Source organism: Brevibacterium yomogidense, assembly GCF_016107685.1.
GTDB classification, from domain to species: Bacteria; Actinomycetota; Actinomycetes; order Actinomycetales; family Brevibacteriaceae; genus Brevibacterium; species Brevibacterium yomogidense.
The window spans coordinates 114,724-141,001 of sequence record NZ_JABASY010000001.1; the positions used below are offsets into that span (position 1 = coordinate 114,724).

Annotated in this window: 22 protein-coding genes; 8 read left to right on the forward strand and 14 right to left on the reverse strand. The window is 68.2% G+C overall.

Annotated features, from left to right (window positions below; genetic code table 11):
- Nucleotides 1–16 precede the first annotated feature (16 nt).
- The 3 genes from JFC09_RS00465 to JFC09_RS00475 all read right to left on the reverse strand — a co-directional run bounded on the left by JFC09_RS00465 (nucleotide 17) and on the right by JFC09_RS00475 (nucleotide 4,432).
- A complete protein-coding gene (locus tag JFC09_RS00465) occupies nucleotides 17–1,327 on the reverse strand; it encodes a TRAP transporter large permease (RefSeq protein WP_198392027.1) in 1,311 nt (436 codons plus the stop codon).
- Nucleotide 1,328: 1 nt separating this feature from the next.
- A complete protein-coding gene (gene dctP, locus JFC09_RS00470) occupies nucleotides 1,329–2,447 on the reverse strand; it encodes a TRAP transporter substrate-binding protein DctP (protein ID WP_198392028.1) in 1,119 nt (372 codons plus the stop codon).
- Nucleotides 2,448–2,617: 170 nt separating this feature from the next.
- Nucleotides 2,618–4,432, reverse strand: coding sequence for a helix-turn-helix domain-containing protein (locus JFC09_RS00475; RefSeq protein ID WP_198392029.1), 1,815 nt, complete (start codon nucleotides 4,430–4,432; stop codon nucleotides 2,618–2,620).
- 164 nt (nucleotides 4,433–4,596) lie between these two features.
- Here JFC09_RS00475 and JFC09_RS00480 point away from each other — a divergent pair, with 164 nt between their 5' ends.
- The 3 genes from JFC09_RS00480 (at nucleotide 4,597) to JFC09_RS00490 (ending at nucleotide 8,005) form a co-directional block, all read left to right on the forward strand.
- Nucleotides 4,597–6,672: an acetoacetate--CoA ligase gene (locus JFC09_RS00480; RefSeq protein WP_198392030.1), complete on the forward strand. Its 2,076-nt coding sequence runs from the start codon at nucleotides 4,597–4,599 to the stop codon at nucleotides 6,670–6,672.
- 37 nt (nucleotides 6,673–6,709) lie between these two features.
- Nucleotides 6,710–7,633, forward strand: coding sequence for an aminotransferase class IV (locus JFC09_RS00485; RefSeq protein WP_232482994.1), 924 nt, complete (start codon nucleotides 6,710–6,712; stop codon nucleotides 7,631–7,633).
- A gap of 72 nt (nucleotides 7,634–7,705) precedes the next feature.
- Nucleotides 7,706–8,005, forward strand: a complete 300-nt coding sequence (locus JFC09_RS00490; protein ID WP_198392032.1) for a DUF4235 domain-containing protein — start codon at nucleotides 7,706–7,708, stop codon at nucleotides 8,003–8,005.
- Nucleotides 8,006–8,045: 40 nt separating this feature from the next.
- On the opposite strand, the gene aroD is transcribed toward JFC09_RS00490, so the two are convergent.
- Nucleotides 8,046–8,819, reverse strand: a complete 774-nt coding sequence (aroD, locus tag JFC09_RS00495; protein ID WP_198392033.1) for a type I 3-dehydroquinate dehydratase — start codon at nucleotides 8,817–8,819, stop codon at nucleotides 8,046–8,048.
- Nucleotides 8,820–9,364: 545 nt separating this feature from the next.
- Here aroD and JFC09_RS00500 point away from each other — a divergent pair.
- From JFC09_RS00500 to JFC09_RS00515, 4 genes are all read left to right on the forward strand, one after another.
- The gene (locus JFC09_RS00500; RefSeq protein WP_198392034.1) at nucleotides 9,365–10,780 is read left to right on the forward strand and encodes a quaternary amine ABC transporter ATP-binding protein; all 1,416 of its coding nucleotides are present in this window, start codon (nucleotides 9,365–9,367) and stop codon (nucleotides 10,778–10,780) included.
- The gene (locus JFC09_RS00505; protein ID WP_198392035.1) at nucleotides 10,777–11,703 is read left to right on the forward strand and encodes an ABC transporter permease; all 927 of its coding nucleotides are present in this window, start codon (nucleotides 10,777–10,779) and stop codon (nucleotides 11,701–11,703) included. Before JFC09_RS00500 ends, JFC09_RS00505 begins: the two co-directional genes overlap by 4 nt.
- Before the next feature lie 38 nt (nucleotides 11,704–11,741).
- A complete protein-coding gene (locus JFC09_RS00510) occupies nucleotides 11,742–12,740 on the forward strand; it encodes a glycine betaine ABC transporter substrate-binding protein (RefSeq protein ID WP_198392036.1) in 999 nt (332 codons plus the stop codon).
- 241 nt (nucleotides 12,741–12,981) lie between these two features.
- Nucleotides 12,982–14,457 (forward strand): sodium/glutamate symporter, encoded by a 1,476-nt coding sequence (locus JFC09_RS00515; protein WP_198392037.1) that lies wholly within the window; start codon nucleotides 12,982–12,984, stop codon nucleotides 14,455–14,457.
- 31 nt (nucleotides 14,458–14,488) lie between these two features.
- On the opposite strand, the gene JFC09_RS00520 is transcribed toward JFC09_RS00515, so the two are convergent.
- On the reverse strand, nucleotides 14,489–15,148 hold the full coding sequence (locus JFC09_RS00520; RefSeq protein WP_198392038.1) for an isochorismatase family protein: 660 nt from the start codon (nucleotides 15,146–15,148) through the stop codon (nucleotides 14,489–14,491).
- 132 nt (nucleotides 15,149–15,280) lie between these two features.
- On the opposite strand from JFC09_RS00520, the gene JFC09_RS00525 reads away from it, so the two are divergent.
- Complete coding sequence (locus JFC09_RS00525) at nucleotides 15,281–16,099, forward strand: HpcH/HpaI aldolase family protein (protein WP_198392039.1); 819 nt, start codon at nucleotides 15,281–15,283, stop codon at nucleotides 16,097–16,099.
- 28 nt (nucleotides 16,100–16,127) lie between these two features.
- Here the strand turns inward: JFC09_RS00525 and JFC09_RS00530 are convergent, their stop codons facing one another.
- The 9 genes from JFC09_RS00530 to JFC09_RS00570 are packed head-to-tail and all read right to left on the reverse strand — an operon-like array spanning nucleotide 16,128 to nucleotide 26,224.
- On the reverse strand, nucleotides 16,128–16,874 hold the full coding sequence (locus JFC09_RS00530; protein WP_198392040.1) for a hypothetical protein: 747 nt from the start codon (nucleotides 16,872–16,874) through the stop codon (nucleotides 16,128–16,130).
- Nucleotides 16,871–18,427: a sensor histidine kinase gene (locus JFC09_RS00535; protein WP_198392041.1), complete on the reverse strand. Its 1,557-nt coding sequence runs from the start codon at nucleotides 18,425–18,427 to the stop codon at nucleotides 16,871–16,873. Before JFC09_RS00535 ends, JFC09_RS00530 begins: the two co-directional genes overlap by 4 nt.
- A gap of 4 nt (nucleotides 18,428–18,431) precedes the next feature.
- Nucleotides 18,432–19,184 (reverse strand): response regulator transcription factor, encoded by a 753-nt coding sequence (locus tag JFC09_RS00540; RefSeq protein WP_198392042.1) that lies wholly within the window; start codon nucleotides 19,182–19,184, stop codon nucleotides 18,432–18,434.
- Complete coding sequence (mnhG, locus tag JFC09_RS00545; protein ID WP_198392043.1) at nucleotides 19,159–19,635, reverse strand: monovalent cation/H(+) antiporter subunit G; 477 nt, start codon at nucleotides 19,633–19,635, stop codon at nucleotides 19,159–19,161. Before mnhG ends, JFC09_RS00540 begins: the two co-directional genes overlap by 26 nt.
- Nucleotides 19,632–20,330 (reverse strand): monovalent cation/H+ antiporter complex subunit F, encoded by a 699-nt coding sequence (locus JFC09_RS00550; RefSeq protein WP_198392044.1) that lies wholly within the window; start codon nucleotides 20,328–20,330, stop codon nucleotides 19,632–19,634. The genes mnhG and JFC09_RS00550 overlap by 4 nt, the downstream gene beginning before the upstream one ends.
- Nucleotides 20,327–20,968, reverse strand: coding sequence for a Na+/H+ antiporter subunit E (locus JFC09_RS00555; RefSeq protein WP_198392045.1), 642 nt, complete (start codon nucleotides 20,966–20,968; stop codon nucleotides 20,327–20,329). Before JFC09_RS00555 ends, JFC09_RS00550 begins: the two co-directional genes overlap by 4 nt.
- The gene (locus tag JFC09_RS00560) at nucleotides 20,968–22,617 is read right to left on the reverse strand and encodes a Na+/H+ antiporter subunit D (protein ID WP_198392046.1); all 1,650 of its coding nucleotides are present in this window, start codon (nucleotides 22,615–22,617) and stop codon (nucleotides 20,968–20,970) included. Before JFC09_RS00560 ends, JFC09_RS00555 begins: the two co-directional genes overlap by 1 nt.
- Nucleotides 22,614–23,165: a Na(+)/H(+) antiporter subunit C gene (locus JFC09_RS00565; protein ID WP_198392047.1), complete on the reverse strand. Its 552-nt coding sequence runs from the start codon at nucleotides 23,163–23,165 to the stop codon at nucleotides 22,614–22,616. The genes JFC09_RS00560 and JFC09_RS00565 overlap by 4 nt, the downstream gene beginning before the upstream one ends.
- Nucleotides 23,162–26,224, reverse strand: a complete 3,063-nt coding sequence (locus tag JFC09_RS00570; RefSeq protein WP_198392048.1) for a Na+/H+ antiporter subunit A — start codon at nucleotides 26,222–26,224, stop codon at nucleotides 23,162–23,164. The genes JFC09_RS00565 and JFC09_RS00570 overlap by 4 nt, the downstream gene beginning before the upstream one ends.
- Nucleotides 26,225–26,278 lie beyond the last annotated feature (54 nt).

A 26,278-nucleotide genomic window follows, 5' to 3' on the forward strand; every position in this document is an offset into this window, starting at 1 on the left:
TGTCGACACTCCTTACTCATCCCGCCAGGGATGGAATCCAGGTGACCAGCTGGGGGAACAGGATCATCACGACCGCGACGACCGCCGTGGTGACGAGTGCGATCCACAGCGCATAGCGGAACACGGGGCCCGACGGGACCCCGGTCGCTCCCGAGACCGCGTAGACCGACAGCCCCACCGGCGGCGAGATCGTGCCCACCGTGCACAGCATCGAGATGAAGACACCGAACCACAGCAGGTCGATGTCCGTCTCCGCGATGACCGGGAGCAGGATCGGCACGGTCATGAGGATGACCGCCGCACCCTCGAGGAACATGAACAGCACGAAGAACACCGCGGCCAGCACCAGCAGCAGGAGGAACGGCCGCTCGACCAGGGGGCCCAGCGCGTCGATGAGCCGGCGGGGGATGAGCGACAGCGACACGAACTTGCTGAACACCTGCGCCGCCACGATGATGAGCAGCACCATCGAGGAGATCTTGACGGTCTCCGTCAGCGCCGTCCTCATGAACTCCAGGTCGACCTTCTTGAGCGCGACGGCCGACAGGAACCCCGCGAGCGATCCGACGGCGCCGGCCTCCGTCGGGGTCACCATGCCGGAGTAGATGCCGCCGAACACCACGAGGACGATCACCAGCCCGGTCGTGAGAGCGATCGCTGTGCGCGCCACCCCGATCGGCTCCGCGACGAACGGCTCCCGCGGTGTGTCCCGCTTCCTCTCGTCGAGGGCGTACAGGACGATGACGGCGATCATGTAGACGACCATCACGGCGATGCCGGGGATGATCGCCCCCATGAAGAGGCTGCCGATCGCGGTCTCCGTCGCGACGCCGTAGATGATGAGGATGATGCTGGGCGGGATGATGCCGGCGAGCGACCCGGCCGCAGCCGCCGTCGCCCCCGCCAACGGAGCCGACATCCCGTAGCGGGTCAGCTCCGGCATCGCGACACGGCCCAACGCCGCCGAGGTCGCGGACCCGGATCCGGAGACCGCACCCAGGAGGCCGCCCGCCGTCACCGTCAGGGCGCTGAGCGGCTCCGCCCGGCCCTTCGACACCCGACTGACGAGCGTGAAGACGTCCTTCACGATCCCCGATTGGAGTACGAACTGCGCCATGAGGACGAAGAGTGGAATGGTCGTGAGCGCATAGGAGGACACCCGGTTGAAGGGCTGCGGCCCCGTGATCCCAAGCATGGCCCCGGGGCCCTCGAGCAGCAGGATGCCGAGGATGCCCACCGCGAACAGTGCGGTGTGGATGTGCACCCCGAGCGCCAGAGCCGTGAGGAACAGGACGAGGGTGATGCCGATGACGATCTCCGCGCCCATATCAGTCGCCTCCTTCTTCGAGTGCGTTGTCCGGCACCTGGCCGCCCGCGTCCTCCACGGCCTTCGCCCACTGCTCGGCGGCCGCACGGCCGGGGATCCCCCGCTCTTCGAGCATGGCGGTCCATTCCGACCACGTGCCGCTCGACGAGTCCTCGATGGGGGTCCGGACCTCCTGCGGCACGTCCGCGATGTCGACGAACGACCCGCCCGCCTCGTTCTCGTTGTAGTCGCGGATCTCGTCCATCCGGTCGATCCAGGTGCCGGCCGCGTCCTCGTACGTGTCGTCGATCGCCTGCTGCATGATGTCCTGCACCTCGGGGTCCAGGGAGTCCCAGGTCTCCTCCGTCATGACCATGCTGAGGTTGAAATGACCGAAATTCACTCCGGTGAGCGTCGTCCGGTAGAGGTCCTGGAGTCCGTAGTTGGACCAGTCGGCGACCGCGGCGAATCCGCCGTCGATCGTGCCCCGGCTCAGTGCGTCGTACGCCTCCGCATTGGGGATCGAGACGGTGTTGGCCCCGAAGAGCTCTGCGGTGATGTTCTGGACGCGCGACGCCGTGCGCAGCTGGAGGGACTGCAGGTCCTGCGTGGACAGGAACGCGGTGCCGGTCGTCGACACCGAGTACTCCGGGGTCGTGTGCAGCGGCAGCGCCTTGAGACCCTTCGAACCGAACTGCCACTCGTGATAGGTCTCCCCCTCGAACACGGCGTCGTCGCTCTCGACGAGGTTCTTCCACGCGGTGGACCCGATCATGGTGTCCGATTCCCGCAGCGGCAGCATCGTCACCTCGACGAGCGGGTACTGGTCCGGCTGATACGTCGGCAGCATGAGGGCGATGTCGATGACGCCGGAATCCAGCGCGTGCGTCTCGCTCCGCAGTTCGACCAGCTCACCGCCCGTGAACGTCTCGAACGTGATCTCCCCGTTGGTCCTCTCCTCCACCTCCTCCATCCAGGGGACGGAACCGGCGGTCCAGGCGATGTTGAGGCTGCTGAGGCCGGACGACACACGCAGGACCGTCTGCGGCGACTCCGCCTCCGCGGCCCCACACCCACTCACCAATGCACACACGGCCACTCCGGCCACAGCTGCCCGCAACGGCAGCGTCCTTCTTCTCATCGCGATCTCCTCATCGAGTCCACGGGCACAGCAGGTCAGGACAGACGCACCGCGAAGCGGTGCACACCCCGCTCACACTAGTGCGGCACGTCACGCGAGGTGAGGTGGACTCATGACACCCCTGGCCGCGGGATAGTGGCTGTTTCCGCCACCCCCTCGACGAGCCTCGTCTACGAGCGCTCGCGCGGCGCCTCCGCCTCGGACAGCATGTGCAGCCGCACGGCGACCTCGAGTTCGAGCGCACGGTGCGGCGCACGCCACTCCTCACCCAGCAGCCGCCCGATCCGGTCCATGCGCTTCACGAGCGTGTTCATGTGGACGTGGAGCTCCTTGGCTGCGCGGGTGAGGTTGCCGGCACAGTCGAAATACCGCGACAGGGTCTTCACGAGCTCCGTCCCGCGCCGGTCGTCGTATTCCAGCAGCGCACCCAGCTGCTCCTCGATGAAACCCCGCAGTTCGCCGTCGCGTTCGGGATCGAACAGGATCGAGTACATCGCGAGACGGGCGGTGGACATCCCCCTGTCCTCGGCGCCGATCCCGCGCAGCACCTTCACGCTCCGCGCCGCGAGGTCGAAGGGCCTCCGGAGACTGTCAGCGGCCTCGGCGACGGGGGCGATGCACACGAGAACGGGCTGCCGCAGGGACGACCGGAGCCTGCGGTGGACGTCGTCCGCCGCCTGTTCCGGGTCGTCCGCATGCAGCAGCATCACGGCCGTCCCGAAGTAGTCCCCTGCGATTCCGGACCACTCGGGTGACATCGCATGGAGGCGCCGGGCGAGCTCCGCGGATCGCAGGGTCTGCGACTCGACCACCGCCACGGCGTTGATCAGGTCGACGTCCAGCCCCCGGGCCGCAGCCCGAGTCCGCAGCTCGTCGGCGAAAGGGCGCTGCGCGAGGACCAGCTCCGTCAGGAGCTCACCTCGCACACGCTCCTCCGCTTCGACGACCGCGTTCTGCTTGAGGGTGAGCAGAGAGAGGATCTGCGCCCCGCGCTCCAGGATGAGGCGCTCCACGTCACTGGGCGACCGGCGGTCGGAGAGGACGACCGCACCCAGGTAGGCGTCACCGGCGAGCATCGCGACGACGCAGTGGGATTCACTGTCCTCTTCGAGAGTCATCGAGCGGCCCGTGGCGCGGCTGTCGGCGAGGGCACTGCGCAGGCGCTCGCGGGGCGGAGCCGGCAGACGGACGGCCCCGGTCGTGACGACGGGCGCGTCGTCGCGGTCATAGACGGAGACCCGCCCGCCCAGGTCGTCCACCAGGAGCTCCGCGACCTCGGAGGCGCCGCCACCGGTGAGGACCACCTGGGTGAGGGCCTCGTGCACGTGCGCGGAACGCTCCATCGACGCGTAGGCCTCCTGCACCTCGGCCAGCGCGCGGCGGCTCTCGTCGTAGAGGCGCGCGTTCAGCAGCGCGACCGCCGCGTGGTCCGCGAAAGCGCTCAGCAGCGCGACCTCGTCCATCGCGAACGGCCGCTCGACGCGCTCCCCCACGAACAGCATCCCGAACACACTGTCGCTGTCCCGCAGGGGGACGCCCAGAAGGGCGACGAGGCCCTCATCGGACGCGATCCGGTCGAAGCGCTCGTCGTGCTCGAGGGAGGCGTCGTTGAGATAGTCGCTCACCCAGAACGGCGATCCGGTCTCGAGGATGCGCCCCGCCACCCCGGTGGTGGTCGGCACCTGGGCCGCGCGAAAGGCTGGGGACAGTGCCCCTTCGGCTGCGTGCAGCTTCAGGCTGTCGCCGCTCTCGTCGAGCACGGACAGATACGTGACATCGGCACCGATGAGGTCGTGAGCGTGCCGGACGATCGACGCCAGCACCGTGTCGACCTCCCCGAGCGCGGTGAGCGCCCGCGCGGTCGCGTAGAGACTGGAGAGCCCGCGCTCACGGCGCGCACGAAGCTCCCACATCTCCGGTGCGGCCCACGCCGCAGCGGGCAGAGGCGCCCCGTGGCGTCCCGGTGTCCCGCGTTCGTTCGTCACACGCGGAACGGTACAGGAGCATCGTGTCGACCTCGGGTATTCACCTGTACCACCCCCATCCGGAAGAGGTGGCGGAAACGACCATCGCTTCCCGCTCAGGCCGCCCCTACCGTGGATCCCGACGACCCTCTGCATCCCGACGACCCTCTGGCGAAAGCAATGCGATGACACACGACTCCGAATCCACAGCACCCCGGCCCCTCTGGCGCCCCGACCCGGACACGGTGGCGGATTCTGCTTACGGACGGTTCGCACGCTACGTCGACGACCGGCACCGCATCGGCCTGGACGGCGCACTCGACCACGCACGGCTGTGGCGATGGTCGACGGAGAACATCGAGGACTACTGGCAGGCGGTCTGGGACTTCTTCGGTGTCAGGTCCCACACGCCGTGGGCCCGCGTCCTCGACGACCGGAGGATGCCGGGAGCGCGGTGGTTCAGCGGGGCCACACTCAACTACGCGGAACACGTCCTGACGAACGACCACTCCGACGCGGACGCGCTCATCTGCATCCGTGAGGACGGCACGCGGGAGACGGTCACGTGGGACCAGCTGCGCGGGCGAGTGGCCTCGGTTGCAGCCGCTCTGCGCGCGGCGGGGGTGGAGGCCGGAGACCGCGTGGTCGGCTACCTCCCGCCCGGACAGCATGCGGCGATCGGGCTGCTGGCCGCGTCCTCGATCGGCGCGGTCTGGTCCCAGTGCGCCCAGGACTTCGCCGCTCCGGCGGTCATCGACCGCTTCGGGCAGCTGGAACCCACCGTGCTCATCGCCGCAGACGGGTACGCCTACAACGGCAGGGTCTACGACCGGCGCCCCGACGTGGCGCGCGTACGGGACGGCCTGCCGACCCTTGCGCACACGATCCTCGTCGACCACCTCGGTCCCGGAGCATTCGCCGATGCCACCCCCGGCACCGAAGCCGCGGACACCGACCCGACCCGCGTGCCCGACCCGACCCGCGCACCGGATCCGTCCCGACGCCCCGGCACATCCCGCTGGGACGACGTGATCGCCCAGGAGGCGGAGCTTTCCTTCACGCCGGTGCCGTTCGATCACCCGCTCTGGGTGCTGTTCTCCTCCGGCACCACGGGGCGACCGAAGGGCATCGTCCACGGCCACGGGGGCATCGTCGTGTCTCTCCTCCCGATGTACGGACTGCACATGGACGTCCAGGACGGCGACCGGCTGTTCTGGTACGCGAGCACCAACTGGGTCATGTGGAATGTCGTGGTGTCCGTCCTGCTCACGGGAGCGAGCACCGTGATCTACGACGGCAGCCCGGTGTTCCCCGATGCCCGGCGCCTCTGGCGGATCGCCGAGGAAGAACAGGTCACGTGCCTGGGCACCAGCCCCGGGCACCTGCTGGCCTCGGAGCGTGCCGGCATCCGGCCGGGCGGCGAGTTCGAGCTGTCACGGCTGCGGATGATCGGATCGACCGGGTCGCCACTCCCTGCCGGCTGCTACAGCTGGGTCCACGACCAGGTGGGCAGCAGCATCCAGCTGTCCTCGATCACCGGCGGCACGGACACGGTCGTGGCCTTCGCGTGCACCACACCGGCGACCCCCGTCTGGCCGGGCGAGCTGAGCGCACGAGCTCTGGGCGTCGCGATGGAGTCGTGGAGCCCCGACGGGGAACCGCAGGTGGACGAGGTCGGCGAGCTGGTCCTCACCCGCCCCCTCCCCTCGATGCCCGTCTCCTTCTGGGACGACCCCGACGGCTCGCGGTACCGCGACGCGTACTTCGCGACGTTCCCCGGAGTCTGGCGCCACGGCGACTGGGTGACGGTCACCGACCGGGGGACCGTCCTCATGCACGGACGCTCCGACTCGACCCTCAATCGGAACGGCGTGCGGCTCGGCAGTGCTGAGATCTACAGCGCCGTCGACCGGCTGCCGCAGATCACGGACTCCGTCGTCGTCGGCGTCGACGAGCACGACGGCACGTACTGGATGCCGCTGTTCGTGACCCTGGCACCCGGCGCCGTCCTGGACGACGAGCTGTCGGGCCTCGTGCGGAACGAGATCCGGCGGCACGCTTCGCCGCGCCACGTGCCGGACGAGATCATCGTCATGGAGTCGCTGCCGCACACCCGCACGGGCAAGAAGATCGAGGTGCCGCTCAAGCGCATCCTCCAGGGGGCGGAGCCCGGGGAGGTCGTGAGCGCGGACGCGCTGGACGACCCGGGCGCTCTCACCGCGTTCATCGCCCTGGCGGAACGGCGACGGGCGGCCCGCTGAGATCCGCGGCACGGACCGCAGGCTTACGATGGGGCGCATGCAGACAGCCCTCGCACTCATCGATGTCGACTCCGGAACCGTCACGACGGCTGATCTCGAGACGGCGCAGTTCCCGGTCGAGGACCTCGCCATCCATCGGGGCGAGGGCATCTTCGAGACGGTCCTCGTGTCGGTGGATCCCGCTTCGGGCAGCACCCGCATCCACAGCGAGGAGCCGCATTTCGCCCGGTTCCAGCAGTCGGCGGCGATGCTCGACCTGCCCGCCCCTCCGCGGGAGCTGTTCGACGAGGCCGTCGCCACCGTCATCGCCGAGGTCGTCGGCTCCCTCGAGGAGTCCGTCACCGAATTCTCGGTCCGGTACGCGATGTCCCGCGGCCTCGATTCCCACGCGGACCTGTCCGCCCACCGCTCCGTGGGCACGCCGGCACGGGCGCGTGGCTGGGCGTTCCCGATCGCGGTCGCACCGGCGCAGCGTGCGCAGCGCACGGACGGGGTGCGGGTCGTCACTCTGGACCGCGGCTACGACGCCTACCTGGGCGAGAAGGCGCCGTGGCTGCTCATCGGCGCGAAGACGCTGTCCTACGCGGTCAACCAGGCGGCGGCCCGTCACGCCGTCGCGCAGGGCGCCGACGAAGCGCTGTTCGTGTCGCACGACGGCCTCGTCCTCGAGGGGCCCACGTCGAATCTCGTGATCCTCCGCGGCGACACGCTGCTCACTCCGGACCCGCGGGCCGGACTGCTGCACGGCACCACCCAGCGTGCCGTGTTCGCCGGGGCCGAGGCCGCGGGCCTCTCCACGGAGTACGCGGACCTCACCGTCGAGGACGTCGTCGACGCGGACGCGGCATGGCTCGTGTCCTCCGTCCGCACCGCCGTCCCCGTCGTCGCGGTGAACGGCAGGCCCGTCGCCCGCGACCTCGACGCGACCTCGCGGCTGCACGCATGGGTCCGCGCCGTCTGAGCGGCGCCGTCTGACGCGCGCAGACGCTAGGCTGAGAACGACGAACGTGCCGACCATCACCAGGAGGAGAACATGGGCAAGGTTGCTTGGCAGATCATCGGTGTGGGCGGTACCGCTCTCGCCGCAATGGCGACCCGGAAGGCGCTCGCTGCAGTGTGGGAGAAGTCCACGAAGCGCGCGGTCCCCATGAACCCGAACGACGACGAGATCGGGCTGAGCGAGGCGCTCGCGTGGACCATCGTGTCCGGCGTGGGTGTCGCGGTCGTCCAGCTGACGGTCCAGCGCTACGCCGCGAAGACCATCCGCAGCCGCTTCGGGGAGGACTCGCTGCCCAAGCAGATGCGCCCCACCCAGGCACGCCTCGAGAGCTGAGCGGAACACGTACGTGACCGCGCGCCCGCCGGGGCGCGCATCATCCGCGGAGCAGGATCGACCGGACGAGGTCGACCTGCTCCGCGGTCATCTGCCCGGGTGCGGACCCCGCACCCACCGTCGCGAAAGTCGCCGCTGACCCGAACTCCCCGGCGCACAGACGGGTGACGCGGCCCAACTCCCCCATCGCGATGCCGATGACGGGGACCTCGTGCGCCTGCGATGCCCGCGCGGTCGCCCCCAGCAGAGTGAGCACGTCCTCCATGGAGTGAGGCATGACCGCGATCTTCACGACATCCGCCCCGGACGACGCCATGACAGCGAAGGCGGTGTCGAGCTGCTGCGACGAGGGAGTCGCCTCCCAGGAGTGCGCGGAGACCACCGTCGCGACACCGGCTTCCTTCGCGGCCTCGAGCAGACGGGCCGACTCCTCGCGCCCCATCTCCACGTCGACGGCGGCGGGACGAAGAGCGATCGCGGCCTCGACGGCCTCCGTGTAGCGCTCCACCGGGCAGTGGCCGCCCTCGGCCTCCGACCGCACGGTCACCAGCGTGGGAATCCGCGTGCGAGCGAACGCGCCGTACGATCGCGCGAGATCCGCGTCCCATGCGGAGCCGCCGTATTGCTCGGAGACACCGGCCTGTTCGGAGTCAGCGGCCTCAACCACGAGCGGATCGATCCGCCATTCCAGGACGTCGACTCCCTCGTGGGACGACACGGCGATCGCCTGCCGAGCGGCATCATCTCCTGTTCGCGCGAGGATCGGGACGATGATCGCAGGGAGTGCGCGGGGGGCGAATGGCAGTGGCTTCATGCGGGCACTCTACCGACGACGGGGACGTCAGAGGAGAGGACCGTGGGCGGCACCCACTCCCTCCCCACATGCTCTCCGCATCCGTGCTCGGGCTCCCACTCTCTGCGCCTCACACCTGCCCCTCACGCGCCCCTCACTGAGAAAACTGTTCCGCACCACGGGATCATGGCCACAGCTTCGCACAGTGAACGCAATTCCTGAGAGACCACCCGGTACACCCTCGGAAACCGCCTAACAATAGGATAACGAGTAAATGGGCCCATTTGCGCTGGTCAGAGACTTCCTGAACATTCTCTCACCGCACAGATTCTGCGACAGCCGGAGAATTCCACATAGTTTTCCACAAGCACAGGGCTAGACTGGGCCGATGGAATCGTGGCAACGTCTCACCCCTGGTGGCCGCGCAGCCGGTCCGGGTCTGACCTGGGCCGCCGCTCCGCCACCGCCCCACTGAGAAGTGGCCACGACGCAGCTCACGAGACAGTCCTGACAGCGGCTGCCTCAGAGGCAGCACCCACTGTCCCCGATAGGAAGGATGCGGTCACGTGTCAGTAGTCCGCGCCTCGCACGTATGGAAGGTCTTCGGGCGGAACGAGAAGGAAGTGGTCAAGCGCATCAAGGCAGGCGCTGACCGCTCCGAACTCACCGACCTGGGAACCGCAGCCGTCATCGATGCGAGTTTCGAAGTCAGCAAGGGCGAGATCTTCGTCGTCATGGGTCTGTCGGGTTCCGGCAAGTCGACCCTCATCCGCATGATCAACGGCCTCTGGGCTCCTTCGGACGGCACGGTCGAGATCGCCGGGAACGACATCAGCGCAATGGGCTCGAACGAGTTGCGTCAGGTCCGCCGTGATCACATATCGATGGTCTTCCAGCACTTCGCCCTACTTCCGCACCGCACCGTCCGCGAGAACGCCGCCTACGGCCTCGGGCTCCAGGGCGTCGCCCGCAGCGAGGCAACGGAACGCGCAGACAACTGGCTCGACACCGTCGGACTGGGCGGTTGGGGCGACAAGTACCCGAACCAGCTGTCCGGCGGCATGCAGCAGCGAGTCGGGCTCGCCCGTGCGCTCGCCGCAGAGACCGACATCCTCCTCATGGACGAAGCGTTCTCCGCGCTCGACCCCCTGATCCGCCGCGAGATGCAGGACCAGCTGGTCGAGCTGCAGGCTTCGCTGGAGAAGACGATCGTCTTCATCACCCACGACCTCAACGAGGCCATGTACCTGGGTGACCGGATCGCCGTCATGCGTGACGGGCGGATCGCCCAGATCGGGACGTCGGAGGACATCCTCACGCGCCCCACGGACGACTACGTCGCGAACTTCGTTCAGGACGTCGACCGCACCCGTGTGCTCACGGCGTCGTCGATCATGCAGGACACGAACGCGGTCGTGCGCCACACTGCGGGGCCTCGCTCCGCGATGCGGCTGTTCGAGCGCGAACGCGTGTCCGGCCTCTTCGTCATCGACAGCACGCGCCACCTGCTCGGAACGGTGTCGGACCGCGATGCGGTCCGTGCCGCCCGTGAGGGTGCGACGGTGCTGAGCGACCACATCGAGACCGACGGGATCCTCACTGTCGGACCCGAAACACCGCTGTCGGAGCTGTTCGCCCCGTCCTCGACGGCACGCGTCCCGCTGGCGGTCGTCGACGACGAGAACCGCCTGCTGGGGGTCATCCCCCGCATCGCAGTCCTCAACTCGATGTCGCAGGTGGGTCCGTCGACCTCGGAGATGCCCGCGGTGACGCCGCTGCCGGCGACCGTGGAACCGCAGGACGATGTGGAACCGGGCCAGGACGATCCCGACGCTCCCGTGCCCAAGCCGGGTATCGCCGCTGCCGGCAACGGCGCGGACGAATCCGACGACGCCGAGGCAGCAGTCGGCGAGTCCACAGCAGAGGCGGGTGGCCCCACCTCCGAAGGCCCGGCCGACGACACGATGGGAGCTGACCGATGAGTTTCCTCGACTTCCTGTACCCGCGGGTTCCGCTCGGCAAGTGGGCATCCGACTTCATCGACTGGTTCGGCAACGTCTTCGGCTGGCTGCTCGACGGGTTCTCGTGGCTCATGCAGACCACGTATCAGCTCCTCTTCAACATCCTGGCCTTCCCCAAGTTCCTCGTCGACAACGGGACGATCGCGGACTCCAGCGTCCTGCGCGCGCTCCTCATCTTCGTGATGATCCTCATCTTCGCCGGGATCGCGTGGCTCGCGGCGAACTGGAAGGTCGCACTGTTCACGGTGCTGGGCTTCTACGCGATCTGGGCGCTGGACCAGTGGGAGAACTCGATGTCCACGCTGGCGCTCGTCATCGTGGCCGTCGTCGTCGCTCTCGTCCTCGCGCTTCCGCTGGGCGTGCTGGCGTCGAAGTCGCAGACGGTGTCGACGATCCTGAAGCCGATCCTCGACTTCATGCAGGCGATGCCCGCACTGGCCTACCTGGTCCCCGCGATCGTCATGTTCAGCGTGGGCATCGTCCCAGGCGCCTTCGCCACGATCATCTTCGCGATGCCCCCGGGTGTCCGCCTCACCGAACTGGCGATCCGCCAGGTCGACGGCGAGAAGGTCGAGGCGGGTCAGGCGTTCGGCGCCACGTCCACGCACATCCTCTTCAAGATCCAGCTGCCCCTCGCCATGGCCACGATCATGGCAGGCATCAACCAGGTCATCATGCTCGCGCTGTCGATGGTCGTCCTCGCCGGTATGGCCGGCTCCGGCGGCCTCGGTGGCGAAGTCGTGGGCGCGATCAGCCGCCTCAACGTGGGCATCGGTGTGGAGGCCGGCCTCGCGGTCGTCATCCTCGCCGTGTTCCTGGACCGCATGACTGCGGGGCTGGGGCAGAAGACTCCGCTCGAGCGCGCCAAGCGCGCAGCGGCCTGAACGAACAAGACAACTACACTACGAAAGGGAGTTCAGACATGAAGGCTACAAAGCTCATGCCTCTGACCGGGGCACTGGCCGCCGGTCTCCTCGCTCTCACCGCTTGCGGTGCCACGGATGCCGGCGAGTCCGATAGCGCGGGCGCCGGCGATCCCGCGGCGGAAGGCGACGTCGATTGGGCGGACTGCACGCCCGGCTCGGAGTCCGCTGAGACGGATCTCGGATCGGACGACAACACGGACATCACGATCGGTGCGTTCAACGGCTGGGACGAGTCCTTCGCCGCCTCGCACCTCACGAAGCACGTCCTCGAGGAGGACGGCTACACGGTGAACATCGAGTCGTTCGACGCGGGACCGGCGTTCACTGCCGTGGCGGGGGGCGACATCGACTTCGTCATGGACGGCTGGATGCCGATCACGCACACCGACTACATCGAGCAGTACGGCGATGACCTCGAGACGGCCGGCTGCTGGTACGACAACGCGAAGCTCACGATCGCCGTGAACGAGGACTCGCCCGCGCAGTCCATCGCGGACCTCGCGGACATGAGCGATGAGTACGACGGCACGATCTACGGCATCGAAGCGGGTGCGGGTCTCACACGCGTGACCGAGGACGAAGCAATTCCGACCTACGGCCTCGACGACTGGGACTTCAAGGTCTCGTCGACCCCGGCGATGCTCGCGCAGCTGCAGAAGTCGACGGATGACGGTGAGAACGTCGCCGTCACGCTGTGGCGTCCGCACTGGGCCTACGACGCGTTCCCGGTCCGCGACCTCGAGGATCCGGAAGGCGCGATGGGCGAAGCGGAGGTCATCTACAACTTCGCACGTCCTGGCTTCGCGGATGACAACCCGCAGGTCACACAGCTGCTGAAGAACCTCGTCATCGACGATGACAACCTCGCGAGCCTGGAGAACGTCATGTTCTCCGACGACAACTACGGCGGCGAGGACCTCGACGGCGCGGTGGACGAATGGGTTGGCGACAACCAGGAGTTCGTCGACGACTGGAAGGCAGGCGCTCTGGGCTGACGCTCAGCGCTCCACCTGATGGCCCGGCCCCGGAAGGGGGCCGGGCCATCGTCGTCTGCCCACGCTCCCCCTTCAAGCGAACATCCGACGTCCCACGAGATTCGCAGAGAAATCTGGAGGATCTTCACAACGATTTTCGCGCGATCTCACAGAGTCGCTACGGTGGCCCGACCGAGCCGCCGCCCGGCGCTCATCGACCCGTCAACACTGTTGATGCGACCACCGTTCACAAGGAGCACGATTGTCACCTGATCAGATCGGATTCGCCATCCTCATCCTGGGGCTGGCGCTTCTCATCGGAAAAGCGATCCGCGCCAATGTGCGCTGGGTGCAGAAACTCTTCCTCCCCAGTTCGATCCTCGCGGGAGTGATCCTGCTGCTGTTCGGGCCGCAGGTGCTCGGGCAGCTGGCCGGAGGCCCGCTCGCAGAAGCCGGTCTCTACACACCGGGGATCCTCGAGACCTGGGGAACCCTCCCCGGCCTGCTCATCAGCGTCGTCTTCGCCACGATGTTCCTCGGGCAGGACCTCCCACGCATCGGGCACGCCGCGAAGCTCGCCGGCCCCCAGGTGAGCTTCGGTCTGGCACTCGGGTCCGGTCAGTACGTCATCGGTCTGCTCCTCGCCATCGTGGTCCTCATCCCCCTCTTCAGCGCGAGCCCGATGGTGGGCGCCCTCATCGAGATCGGCTTCGAAGGAGGCCATGGCACCGCCGCAGGCATGAGTCAGGTCTTCATCGACCTCGGCTTCGAATCCGGGGCGGATCTCGCCGTGGGTCTTGCGACCGTGGGCATCGTCGGCGGCATCGTGCTCGGCATCTTCCTCATCAACTGGGCAGTGCGGAAGGGGCACACGGAACTCCTCGACGGCCAGGCCGACACCTCGGTCGAGGAGCAGCGCGGGCTCTTCCGGAAGGACGAGCACTACCCTGCCGGCCAGATGACGTCGCGCCCCTCGTCCGTGGAGCCGTTCTCCCTGCACATCGCGTTCGTCTCCGTCGCGATCCTCATCGGATGGCTCATCCTCCAAGGGCTCACGTGGATCGAATCCGTCACCTACGGCCAGACGGAGGTGCAGGACGGCGTGACGCTCGAGCTCATGGGCAACGTGCCGCTCTTCCCGCTCGCTCTGATCGGTGGCGTGATCCTGCAGGCGATCGCGAAGGCGCTGAAGTTCGACAGCCTCATCGACGCCCAGATCATGCTGCGGATCCAGGGGCTCGCGCTCGACTTCCTCATCGTCGCAGCGATCGCCAACCTGTCGCTCGAAGCGATCGGCGAGAACCTGGGCGTCTTCGTGATCCTCTCGATCGCCGGGATCGTCTTCAACGTCGTCATGCTGCTGGTCTTCGCGCCCAAGGTCATCGGCCGCTTCTGGTTCGAGCGCGGCATCGGCGACTTCGGCCAGTCGATGGGTGTGACGGCGACCGGCCTCATCCTCATGCGGATCACGGATCCCGAGGGCGAGAGCCCCGCGTTCGAAGCCTTCGGCTACAAGCAGCTGGTGTTCGAGCCGTTCTTCGGCGGCGGCTTCGTCACCGCCATGGCCGTGCCGCTCATCTTCTTCTTCGGGCCGTGGCCACTGTTCATCGGAATGGTCGCCCTCTTCCTCATCGCAGTCGTCGGCGGCATGCTGGCCTTCGGACCGCAGGCCAAGAGGGAACATGCGGAACGCGCCGCAGGGGACGCTCCGTACACGACGTCACTGCAGAAGACCTGAGTCCGATGCCCTCCGGGGGGGCACGCGGCAGTCACATCTTGAGCCACACGTCGGCGCCGTTCTTCACCACGGCGCCGGCGGCCTCGGCATCCGTGATCCACGCGCTGCTGTCGCGGGACGCAGTCTCCGACGGACGCGCGGAGGCCGCTGCCCCTTCGGAAGATCGGTCGGCAACACCGTCCGCGACGACGATGAGCTCGAACCCGATCGCGAGCGCAGCGAACGACGACTGGGTCAGCGCGTCGCGCGCATTCGAACCCGCGACGATGATCCGATCCACCCCCAGGTCGTCCAGCCCCTCCGCCAGGTCGTCGATGCCTTCGAACACATCCGGCACGTCGGAGACGAGGACGAGTTCGTCGTCTCGGGTCCCGAGCGCCGAATCGATCCGCAGCCGGGGCTCCTCCGGGGCGTCGTCATCGTCCCCGTCGATGTGCCGGACCGGGAGCTGCTCCGGTCGCCCAGCGGCTTCTGAGCCCGGTCCTCCCTCAGCCGTCTCGCGCGGTCCACCCCCGGCCGCGCGGTCTTCCCCGCCCTCGGTTCCTTCGGGGGCCTCGGTCAGCTCTTCGGGGGCGACGTGCACGATGACCCCGCCGACGCCTCGGGCGCGGTCGACCAGGTCGGCGAGCGGCTGCGGAGGCGACGACGGGAACTGATCGGGTGTCGCGTCGATGATGAGAAGTGCGTCCATGCCACCAGGATCCCACGCACGGCTGAGCGACGGCGAGCGGGCTCCCCGCGCGCAAGGAGCGGGAGGCTTCAGGGGCCGACCACGGGCGCCCGGCTCCCGACTGCAGGGGGCTCTGTCCGATACTGTGACGGTATGACGACGACGACATTCAAAGAGGCACTCCAGACCGGTGCGCCCCAGGTGGGCATGTTCACCCTCGAATTCGCGACGACGGGGATCGGAGTGCTGGCGGCGCAGGGCGGTGTCGACTGGATCCTGTACGACCTGGAGCACACCGGGTGGTCGCTCGACGACGTGCGCACCTCCCTCGCGGTGTCGCGCCGCACCGACATCGCGTCCTTCGTGCGCGTCGCCGGCCACCGCAAGGACCTGGTGAGCACCGCACTGGACGCGGGCGCAGAAGGCATCATGATGCCGTGGGTCGAAACCGCCGAGCAGGCTGCCCAGATGGTGTCCTGGATCAAGTACCCGCCGGTCGGCCAGCGCGGTTCCGCGTTCGGACTGCCGCACGACCTCTACAAGGGCGGCGACCCGGCAGTCAGCCAGGCGGACGCGAACGCGTCCACCGTGTTCCTGCCCCAGCTGGAGACTCCCACCGCCATCGACAACGCCCGTGCGATCGGCGAGGTGGAGGGCGTCGACGTGCTGTTCGTCGGTCCGCTCGACCTGTCGACCAACCTGGGTGTGCCCGGCCGCTGGGACGAGCCCGTCTTCCTCGACGCACTGGACGAGGTCGTGCGCGCCGGCAAGGAGACCGGCACCGCCGTCGGGATCTTCTGCCCCTCCGTCGACTTCGCGCAGATGGCGTGGGACAAGGGCTTCACGGTGCTGTCGGACGGCGCCGACCTATCCGTGTTCGCGCGAGGACTGGCGCAGGGAGTCTCCTCGATCCGCGCACACGCCACCGGGGACACCGCAGGGGCGCCCGCCGCACCGCGACAGGGGTACTGAGACGGTGCGGAGGAGACGCGCGGTGCCGTCAGCCGTCGTCGTCTGAGGCGTCGTCAGCTGCCGTGCTGCCATCCGACCACGTGGGAGCACCGATGGACGCACCTTCCACGGTGATGTTCTCGATCGACGCGGCGGCGAGGTCTCTCGTGGCACTGTCACCGGTCGAGAAGTAGTAGACGAATCGGATCTCGTAGACCTTCCCGGCGATCGGGTAGGCCACATTGCTGCCGATCGCCGACATCCCGCTCTCACCGTTCGCACCCAGGGTCTCGTCCGCGCCCAAGTCCGCCTGGAAGGTCCAGAAATAGCCGGGCCCGGCCTGCCCCGTGTGCTCTGCCACGACCGTCGTGTCGGGATCGGTGAACTGATAGCGCTGAGAACCCGCGACCGCGTCCGACGCCGAACTCCCGTACGTATCCGAGCAGGAGACGGAGAGGCGGGGACCGTCGAGGCCCCCCTCTGCGGGAAGGGCGTTGAACGACGTCGCCGCCGCGTTGCCCGTCCAGCCCTGCGGCACGTGGATCGTCGCACGAGCCGGGCAGCTGCCCGAGAACCTCAGGTGCTCCAGAGTCTGGTCCGCCAGAGCCGGATCCTGCGTCTGAGTCGGTTCCGGCTCTGGGCCCATCGTCGGCTGCGCGTCCACTCGCAGCGGAGCCCCCGCTTCATCCGACAGGCGCACCCCCACGAGGCCGCAGCCGCTCACCGCGATGATCAGTGCCGCAACCGCCGCCGCGCGGACCGGTCGACTCCACACACGCACAGGAGGAGTGCTCACGAGGGGGTCTCCCCGTCACGGTGAACCTCCGGCTGCTGCTCCGATCGCTGCGCTCGTCGCGTGGGATAGTCACCGGATGGCGGGTGCCCGGGCTGCTGCTGGGGGCCAGATTGCTGCTGGGGGCCGGGCTGCTGCTGGGGACCAGATTGCTGCTGGACGGGGTACTGATGTCCCGGATGCTGAGGGCCAGGGGGCGGCTGGGCGGGTGCAGCACCGCCCGTGGCGAGCGAGAGACCCTGGGGACTCCCCTGCTGCCCACCGTGGGGCTGCGAGCCGACAGGCTGTCCGCCGCTGGGCTGAGAACCCACAGGTCCGTGGGGTCCCGGCACAGGAGGCTGAGCGTGCGGCGGCTTGAACCGCCTGTACGGTCCCGAATCATGGCCCGGCGCACCCTGCGGAACCGCGCCGCCGGATGAGCTGGGCGGCACATCGCCACCTGTCGGGCCGAACGTCTCGCCGGTGCTCGTGTCGACCAGGGCACCGTTGACGGTCTGCATCCGCCGTTTCGAGGTCCGGCGGGGCGTACCCATGATGCGCTGCTCCTCGGAGTTGGGCTCCCGAGGCGGCAGCAACTGGCCGGCGCCCGAACCGGAATGCACCTTCTGGTCCTGGAACGGCTGGACGGGACGGGATGCCGCAGCCGCTCGCGCACCGTATCCGTCCAGCTCCTCAGGGGGCGGAGCGTCTCCCAGCACCGGGATCACGAGGCGCACGGACGTACCGACCCCCTCCTGGCTGAACAGCTCGACGGAGCCCCCGTGCCGCGTGACGATCGCGCGCACCAGGGACAGCCCCATGCCCGAACCGGAGACGGAACGGACACGCGACCCGCGATGCAGCTCATCCCAGACCGACTGCTGCTCGTCGACCGGAATACCCGAACCCGTGTCCGCCACCTCGACGACGACCCATCGGTGCTTGTCGATGATCTGCTCGTTCGCGCGCAGCTCCACGGTGTCCGTGTCCGACGAGTACTTGATCGCATTGCCCAGCAGGTTGAGGATCGCCGACAGCAGCAGGTCCTCCTCCCCCAGCACCTCGGGCAGCTTCCACGGCGCCCGCGCGACGGTCGCGACGATCATGCGGTCCTCCGCGCCCGGGGCGGTGCGCGCATCCTCCACTGCCTGGTGGATGAGCGCATCCATGTCGACCCGGCGGAAGTCGATCGACCGCGACTCCACGTCCGCGAGCTTCCTCAGGTCGGCCAGCAGGCGGGCGACGCGGCGCGCGGAATTGTCGATCTGCCGCGCGGAGGCAGAGATGACCGGTCCGTCGGGAGTGTCCTCCTCGGCGGCCGACCGCACGGTCGCGACAGAGGTGCGCAGCGCCGTGAGCGGGTTCTTCAGTTCATGATCCAGCCGGATCAGCATGCGGTTGCGCCGCTGCAGCGCGTCCGCGTCCGCCGCCGCCTGGGTCTGGGCGACAGCGGCCTCGCGCGTGGTGCGGATCCACCGGAGCAGGAACCACACACCGATCGCGACGACTGCGACGACGACGAGCAGGAAGATGAGGAGCAGCCAGACGCGGACCTCGAGGACCAGGTAGGAATTCATCGCGTCACCTCAGGGAGTCGGCGCCGGTCACAGACGCGACGAAACGGTAGCCGCGCCCCTGCACCGTGGCGATCCACCGCGGGTCCGCCGCGTCCTCGCCCAGCACTCTCCGCAGCTCGGCGACGCGCGAGTCGACGGCTCGGGTGCCCACCGCGTCGTCGAAGCCCCACAGGACCTCCAGCAGACGGGACCGTTCGACGAGCTCATCGGCGTGCACCATCAGATACTCGAGGAGGGTGAACCCCTTCGGGGTGATGACGAGTTCCCGCTCCCCCAGCCACGCGCGGCGCCCCACGCGGTCGAGCGCGAGCCCGAACGTCGACACGAGCACGGGTGCGTTCGCGATCGGCGGACCGTCGCTGTGCGTCCGGCGCAGCACCGCACGGACCCGCGCGACGAGCTCGTGGGGGTCGAAGGGCTTGTTGAGGTAGTCGTCCGCGCCCTCTTCGAGCGCCATCGCCCGTTCGACCGCTTCTCCGACCTGGGTGAGCAGTACCACCGGCACCCAGTTCTCCTCACGACGGAGCGTCCTCAGGACCTCACGTCCGTCCGCTCCCGGCATGAGGACGTCGAGGACGCACGCATCAGGTCTGTGGCGTCGGATCTCGTCGAGAGCGAGCATGCCGTCGTTCGCGGAGATCACGCGGAATCCCGAACGCTCCATGAACGGGACGACTGCCCCGAGGACGTCCGGTTCGTCGTCCGCGACGAGAACCAGCGGGGTGGTGGGCTCAGCGCCCCGTGTCGGACTCGTCATGATCGTTCGCTGTCCTGTCTTCTCCACTCGCCGACCCGCTTGCGGGGCCTGCGGAATCCGTGTCCCGGTCCTTCTCCGCCAGCTCTCTGCGTTCCCGCTCCGCCACTTCGCGCGCGTGGGCACGCGCGACGGCGTCGTCCAGTTCGTCACGGTACAGCATGGAGCGCCTCAGGTGCTTCGTCCTGTAGCCCGCCCTGCCGATCATGTGGGCGGCGACGGGGACCGTGAAGAGCTGGAAGAACACGATGATGAACATGGTCGAGACCGGCCCCCAGTGACGGATCTGCAGACCCACCGCGAACATCACCATGACCAGCCCGAACAACTGGGGCTTGGAGGACGCGTGCATGCGCGACAGCAGGTCGGGGAAGCGCAGGGAGCCGATGCCCGCAGCCAACGACAGGAGCGCCGCACCGGCGATGAAGACCGTGGACACGATGTCGAGGATCATGCCCCGTCACCTCCCCGGAAGTCGTCTTCGCGATGGTCCGCGTCGGACGACTGCGAATCGGAGTCCGCAACCGCCTCGTGCGGTCTGCTGTTCTTCTGCGGGTTCGCGGACGACCCTCCCGAGCTGCTCGGGGAAGATCCGTCCGGAGGATCCTCAGCACGGGTGACCTCCTGGCGGGTGCCGTTCTCGTCGAAGTAGACCCGCAGGGACGACGCCTCCAGCTCCGTCTCACGGCCCTCCATGCGGGCGGCCCTGTCGGGATCCACGAGCCGTGCTTCTTCGAGTTCCACTGCGAGTTCCGGGACGGACGGCTCGATCCCTTCGACCGTGCCGATCAGACCGGTGTCGTTGTCACGGCGGTGCATCCGCCGGTACCGCGCCGTGGTCCGCAGGTCCGCGCGGGACACGTAGCGCGAGACACCGACGGCACCCACGAAGCCGAACATCGAGATGACGAGCATGACTGGGAGCAGATCGGTCCGCCCGCTGAACGCGACGACGCCGCCCACACCGCACATGATCGTGGCGAGCAGCGCGTCCGTCGCGATCATGCGATCGAGGATCGACGGGCCCTTGACGATGCGGATGATGGCGACCACCGCGGCCGCGAGGAAGATCAGCCCGATCACCAGCCCGACGACTGTGCCCGGTCCGCCGTCGAGGTTCACGAGCGGGATGCCCTGCTGCCCATTCATCGCCGTGCCCTCGCTTCCTTCGCCAGGCGTGCCCGCCGTGCGCGCTCCCGGATGGTGAGGTTCTCGAGACGCGGCTTCTGCCCGCGCTCCCGTCGTGCGTCGTTGAGCACCTCGATGTCGTGGGGTGACCCGATCGCGTAGATGAGCAGGGTCTCGATCTGATGGGTCTTGGCCCGCACCTTCTCGAGCTCCTCGTCGTCGGCGCAGTTGAGGCCGTGGACGAAGACCACGGCCCGCGCGCGATCGATCTCGATGACGAGCGAACCGGGGATGAGCCCGTTCGTCATGGTCACGAGCGTGATGAGCAGGTCCGAGCGGGTGGAGAGGTCCACCGCCATGACGGACCCGGCGTCCACCGGTCGACGCCGCACGGTCAGCCACGCCACTTCTACCGACGCCAGGAGCACGTTGAGCATGAACCAGAGGATGAACAGCGTCGCGTAATAGAAGTTGACCCGCCCCGCCAGTTGGATGGGCGGCAGGTAGAAGGCCCGCACCACAGTGAACGCGACGACGACACCGCTCACGATGACCATCCCGCTGGCGGAATCCCACAGGAAGATCCAGACGATGATGAGCACGAGCATGTAGAGGACCTGTTCGACGAGGCTCTGCCGCCTCCTTCTGCGTGCACCCATCACCCGGCCTCCCCTTCGCCGTTCGGCGGCACCGGCGCGTAGCGCCCGTCGCCCACACCGTCCGCTTCGTCGTTGTCCAGGACGAAGGCGGTGTACGAATCCGCCCCGGTCAGACCCTGAGCTGCGCGTGAGGACACCTGCCAGAGCGGCTGGGCCAGCACCGTGAGCATGCAGGAGACGACTACCATCGCCGCGGTCGCGACGATCATGAGCGACGGCGGACGCAGAGTGGACGTCCACGTACCGGTCCGCGCGAGGGACTCCCGCCGCTCCTTCGCCTCCTCCACCAGCGCCGGGGTCGGCTCGTCCGCGTCGGCGGGATCCCGCCAGAACGCCAGGTTCCAGGACTTGCCGATGACGTAGAGGGTGAGCAGAGAGGTGAGCGTCCCGACTCCCACGAGCACTCCGACGAGCCAGTCGGAGGAATGGAAGCCCGCATCGAACAGGGCGACCTTGCCGATGAATCCCGAGAACGGGGGGATGCCGGCGAGGTTGAGCGCGGGGATGAGGTACAGACCGCTCACGACGGGCGCGAGCGTCGCCAGACCGCCGACCTTCCGGAGCGACGTCGATCCGGCCCGCAGCTCGAGGAGGCCGATCGCGAGGAACATCGCGGTCTGCGCCACGATGTGGTGCAGCGTGTAGTAGATCGCGGCGGTGAGGCCCAGGTGCGTCCCCATCGCCACGCCGAACAGCATGTAGCCGATGTGGGACACGAGCGTGAAGGACAGGATTCGCTTGATGTCCGACTGCGCGATCGCGCCGAGGATGCCGATGATGAGCGTGAGACCCGCGACGATGAGCAGCGGGGCGCGCAGATCCGACGTGGCGAAGAGCACGGTCTCCGTGCGGATGATCGCGTAGATCCCCACCTTCGTGAGCAGACCGGCGAAGACGGCGGTGACCGGCGCGGGCGCGGTCGGGTAGGAGTCCGGCAGCCAGAACGACAGCGGGAAGACCGCGGCCTTGATCCCGAAGCCGATCAGCAGCGCGACGTGGAGGATCAGCTGAATGTCGATCGGCAGCTCCGACAGCCGCTGCGACAGCTGCGCCATGTTGACCGTGCCCGTCGCGCCGTAGATGAGCGCGATGGCCGCCAGGAAGATGAGCGAGGACACGAGGGAGATGACGATGTAGGTGACGCCGGCGCGGATCCGCTGGGTCGTGGCGCCCAGCGTGAGGAGCACGTACGAGGCTGCCAGCAGCATCTCGAAGCCGACGTAGAGGTTGAAGAGATCACCCGCGAGGAACGCGTTCGACACGCCCGCGCAGAGGATGAGGTACGCGGGGTTGAAGATCGAGACCGGTGTGTCGTCGCTCTTCTCCGTCTGTGAGGAGTCCTGTCCCAGCGCGTAGAAGTAGACGCCCAGCGTGACGATGCTCGACACGACGAGCATGAGCGCAGCGAGACGGTCTGCGACGAGTCCGATGCCGAACGGGAGGGCCCAGCCTCCCACTGCCAGGACGTGCGGGCCGTGCTGGTCGACCTGCACGAGCAGGATGATCGACAGGATCGTCGTGGCGCTGAGCGTCACCACGGTGATGGCGCTCTGTGCCCGCGAGCTGCGGAGGGTGATGAGAGTGGCCCCCGCGGCCAGCAGGGGGAGGATGATCGGCAGTGCGAGCATGAGTCCCGCGTACTCGCTCATCGCGCACCCCCCGCCCCATCATCGTCTTCCGTCGCCGCTCCGGACCGCCTCAGCGCGGCGCGCTCCGCCGGCGTGCCGTCCTCATCGAGGTCGGGAGCGTCCTCGTCGATCGGCGTGAGTGCCTCGTCGCCGAACTCCGTGTCGTCGTATTCGCCGCTGGTGCCGGCCTCGTCCCTCGAATCACCCGTGGTCTCGAGTGCGACCCGCATGTCCTCGAGGTCGTCCTGGAGCGATTCGTCCCGCACGAATCGCCAGGACCGGTAGACCATCGCGAGGAGGAACGCGGTGAGCCCGAAGGAGATGACGATGGCTGTGAGGATGAGGGCCTGCGGCAGCGGGTCGAGCATCCCGTCCGTGGAGAGGTTCTCTCCGTCGGTGAGCGGGGGACGCCCCGGCACCCCGCCCGTGAGCATGAGGAGCAGGTTCGTCGCATTGCCCATGAGGAGGAAGCCCAGGAGCACGCGCGTGAGTGACCGGTCGAGCATGAGGTAGATGCCGGAGGCATACATCGCACCCATCGCGATGATCATGATGAGGGGGACGGTCACAGTCGGCCTCCCGCGCTCATGCCGTCCACGTCGAGCCGGTCCGTGCGGCCCAGGAGTTCGCGGATGCGGTCGTATTCCGCGGTGTCCACGTCGTCCGGGAGCTCCTCCGCGATCCGGTCCTCGTCCTCGACGAGCTGGATGTCGACCTCGGCCGCGAGGCTGCGGATGATGCCCACGATCAGGCCGATGACGATGAAGTAGACGCCCACGTCGAAGACGACGGACGACCCGAAGCTCACGTACCCCAGGACCGGCAGTTCGGTCGACACGTAGAACGACTGGAGCGCGGCATCGCCCCAGAGGAAGCCGCCGGCCGCTGTCCCCGCTGCCAGCAGCATGCCGATGCCCATGAGCAGACCCGACGGCAGGCGCACCGCTTCTGCGAACTCATAGCGTCCGCCCGCCAGGTAGCGGGTGATGAATGCGAGGCCGGCGACCAGTCCTGCCGCGAACCCGCCGCCGGGGTTGTTGTGGCCGGCGAAGAGGAGGTAGATGGAGAACACGAGGAACGCGTGGAACATCAGCCGCACGGCGACTTCCAGCACGATCGACCTGTTGTGGGGGGCCAGCGTGCGCCCCGCGAGCAGCCAGGCATTGCGCTTCTCCTCCGCCGTCGGCTCGTCCCACGCGAGATCCGCGTGCGCCGGCCCCTCCGGTGATCCGCTCATGTCGAGGCGGCGGGGACGCACCGTCTCCGTGACCGGGACGAAGCGGGCCCTGCCCCGCTTGGGGGCGCCCAGGGTCGAGATCCGCTCACCCTGGCCCGTGACGAACACGAGGCTCGCCACACCGATCGCGCACGCGATGACCACGGCGAGCTCGCCCATCGTGTCCCACGCACGGATGTCGACGAGCGTGACGTTGACGATGTTCAGGCCGTGTCCGCCCTCATAGGCGAGCCGGGGGAAGCTGTCGGAGATCGGCAGGTGCTGGCGCGCCCCCATCACCACGACGGCGAGCACCATCATGACGACGGCGAAGAGGATGGCGATGACAGTGCGCAGGGCGGGGGTCACCTTGCTGTCGCCCTTGCCGATCCGTGCCGGCAGACGCCGCAGCACGAACACGAAGACCACGATCGTGATCGTCTCGACGAGGATCTGGGTGAGGGCGAGGTCGGGTGCGCCCTGGAGTGCGAAGAAGACGACCATCGCATAGCCGGTGAGCCCGGAGACGACGACTGCGGCGAAGCGCTTCGTCATGCGGGTCACCATGATCGCCGCCATCACCATGATGGTCGCCGGGAAGACCTGCACGACGCTGTCCGCCCAGACGAGGTCCTCCGGCCACACGTCATTCATGAGCAGTGTGATGCCGAGAGCCCCGATCGCGAAGACGTAGATCACGCCCTGGTAGAACGGCATCGAACCGCGCTGTGTGCGGGCCGTGACGAAAGCGGCGAGCCGCTCCAGTCCGATGATCGTGTCGCGGTAGGCGCGGTGGAAGTCGATCCCGTTCGGCAGCGCCGACTGGAAGTGACCCACCTGCCGACGGAAGGCGAACATCGTGATCCCCGCCGCGATCGTGAGCACCGACAGGAGCAGTGCCGGTTCGAATCCGTGCCAGAGGGCGACGTGGAACGGCACCGCCGGATCCGCACCGGGGTCGACGGCCAGCGGAGCCGTCCAGCTGGTCGCGATCCGGTCGATGACACCTGCGGCGAACGCCCCGGCGATCGTCATGAGGGTGAGCACTGCCGGGGCCGCGGTGAAGAGCGGGCCGTCCGGCGCTGACCGGACCGTCGGCTCCACTCCCGGCTTGGAGGCGAACGCTCCCCAGACGAAGCGTGCGGAGTAGGCGACGGTGAGCACTGAGCCCAGGAACGCGCCGATGAGGGCGAGGAACGCGAGTTTCGTCCCGTGGTCCATGAGCGTGCCGTAGACCGCTTCCTTCGCGACGAAGCCCAGCGTGGGAGGGAGTCCTGCCATCGACGCGGCGGACACCGTGCCGAACACGGCGATGAGCGGGTAGGCGCGGCCGTAGCCGGAGAGCTTCCGCAGGTCACGGGTGCCGACCCGGTGGTCGATGATCCCCACGGTGAGGAAGAGCGTCGCCTTGAACATCGAGTGCCCCAGCAGCAGTGCGATCGCCGCTGTCGTGATGTCACGATGGCCGAACGACGCCATCATCGTCATGAAGCCCAGCTGGGACACGGTGCCGTAGGCGAGGATGAGCTTGAGGTCCGTCTCCTTGAGGGCCTGCCAGCCGCCCAGCAGCATCGTGAGGAGGCCGACCGCCACGAGGCCCTCGCGCCAGTACGGCATGTCCGCGAATCCGGGGGCAAGCCGGAGGATGAGGTAGATGCCGGCCTTGACCATCGCCGCTGCGTGGAGGTAGGCGCTCACGGGGGTCGGCGCCGCCATGGCCCCCGGCAGCCAGAAGTGGAACGGGATGAGGGCGGACTTCGACACTGCGCCGATGAGGATGAGGACGATCGCCGCCACGGTGAGCGGGTTGCCGTCGAACCCTGCCGCGACGATCTCCGTGATGCGTCCGGTGCCGTAGTGGACGCCCAGGAGGATCATCCCGACGAACATCGCCAGGCCGCCGAAGGTCGTCACGATGAGTGCCTGGAGCGCGGCGCGGCGCGCCTGCTGCCGGGCCGCGTACTGACCGATCAGCAGGTAGGAGAACACGGTCGTGCCCTCCCAGAAGATGAAGAGGGTCAGGAGCTCGTCCGCGACGACGAGGCCGTACATCATGGCGACGAACGCCATGAGCACACCCGCGAACCGACCCAGACGCACCTCGTCGGCGTCGAAGTAGCGGCTGCAGTAGATGAACACGAGGCCGCCCACGCCCGTCACCAGCAGCGACAGGATCCATGACAGCGCGTCCATGCGCAGCACGATCGACAGCGAGAGCTGAGGCATCCAGCCGAGCACTTCCACGACGGGCTCCGGTGCGTCGGAGAAGATCGTCGGGATGAGGGTGAGCGAATACACGAGCCCCGCGAACGGGACCAGGGCCAGGGCGACGAACGCGGTGCGGCCCAACGTCCGGGACATGAGGGGTGCGAAGACTGCTGCGAGGAACAGAGCTCCCAGCAGCACACCCATCGGCTCACCCCTCGTCGCTCATCCGTCGTCCGCGCTCGACGATTCTCCCACAGG

Excerpts from the sequence above, each read along its gene's own strand:
- JFC09_RS00465 (WP_198392027.1), bottom strand. The coding sequence starts at position 1,327 with ATGGGCGCGGAGATCGTCATCGGCATCACCCTCGTCCTGTTCCTCACG.
- dctP (WP_198392028.1), bottom strand. The coding sequence starts at position 2,447 with ATGAGAAGAAGGACGCTGCCGTTGCGGGCAGCTGTGGCCGGAGTGGCC.
- JFC09_RS00480 (WP_198392030.1), top strand. The coding sequence starts at position 4,597 with ATGACACACGACTCCGAATCCACAGCACCCCGGCCCCTCTGGCGCCCC.
- JFC09_RS00485 (WP_232482994.1), top strand. The coding sequence starts at position 6,710 with ATGCAGACAGCCCTCGCACTCATCGATGTCGACTCCGGAACCGTCACG.
- JFC09_RS00490 (WP_198392032.1), top strand. The coding sequence starts at position 7,706 with ATGGGCAAGGTTGCTTGGCAGATCATCGGTGTGGGCGGTACCGCTCTC.
- aroD (WP_198392033.1), bottom strand. The coding sequence starts at position 8,819 with ATGAAGCCACTGCCATTCGCCCCCCGCGCACTCCCTGCGATCATCGTC.
- JFC09_RS00505 (WP_198392035.1), top strand. The coding sequence starts at position 10,777 with ATGAGTTTCCTCGACTTCCTGTACCCGCGGGTTCCGCTCGGCAAGTGG.
- JFC09_RS00510 (WP_198392036.1), top strand. The coding sequence starts at position 11,742 with ATGAAGGCTACAAAGCTCATGCCTCTGACCGGGGCACTGGCCGCCGGT.
- JFC09_RS00520 (WP_198392038.1), bottom strand. The coding sequence starts at position 15,148 with ATGGACGCACTTCTCATCATCGACGCGACACCCGATCAGTTCCCGTCG.
- JFC09_RS00525 (WP_198392039.1), top strand. The coding sequence starts at position 15,281 with ATGACGACGACGACATTCAAAGAGGCACTCCAGACCGGTGCGCCCCAG.
- JFC09_RS00535 (WP_198392041.1), bottom strand. The coding sequence starts at position 18,427 with ATGAATTCCTACCTGGTCCTCGAGGTCCGCGTCTGGCTGCTCCTCATC.
- JFC09_RS00540 (WP_198392042.1), bottom strand. The coding sequence starts at position 19,184 with ATGACGAGTCCGACACGGGGCGCTGAGCCCACCACCCCGCTGGTTCTC.
- mnhG (WP_198392043.1), bottom strand. The coding sequence starts at position 19,635 with ATGATCCTCGACATCGTGTCCACGGTCTTCATCGCCGGTGCGGCGCTC.
- JFC09_RS00550 (WP_198392044.1), bottom strand. The coding sequence starts at position 20,330 with ATGAATGGGCAGCAGGGCATCCCGCTCGTGAACCTCGACGGCGGACCG.
- JFC09_RS00555 (WP_198392045.1), bottom strand. The coding sequence starts at position 20,968 with ATGGGTGCACGCAGAAGGAGGCGGCAGAGCCTCGTCGAACAGGTCCTC.
- JFC09_RS00560 (WP_198392046.1), bottom strand. The coding sequence starts at position 22,617 with ATGAGCGAGTACGCGGGACTCATGCTCGCACTGCCGATCATCCTCCCC.
- JFC09_RS00570 (WP_198392048.1), bottom strand. The coding sequence starts at position 26,224 with ATGGGTGTGCTGCTGGGAGCTCTGTTCCTCGCAGCAGTCTTCGCACCC.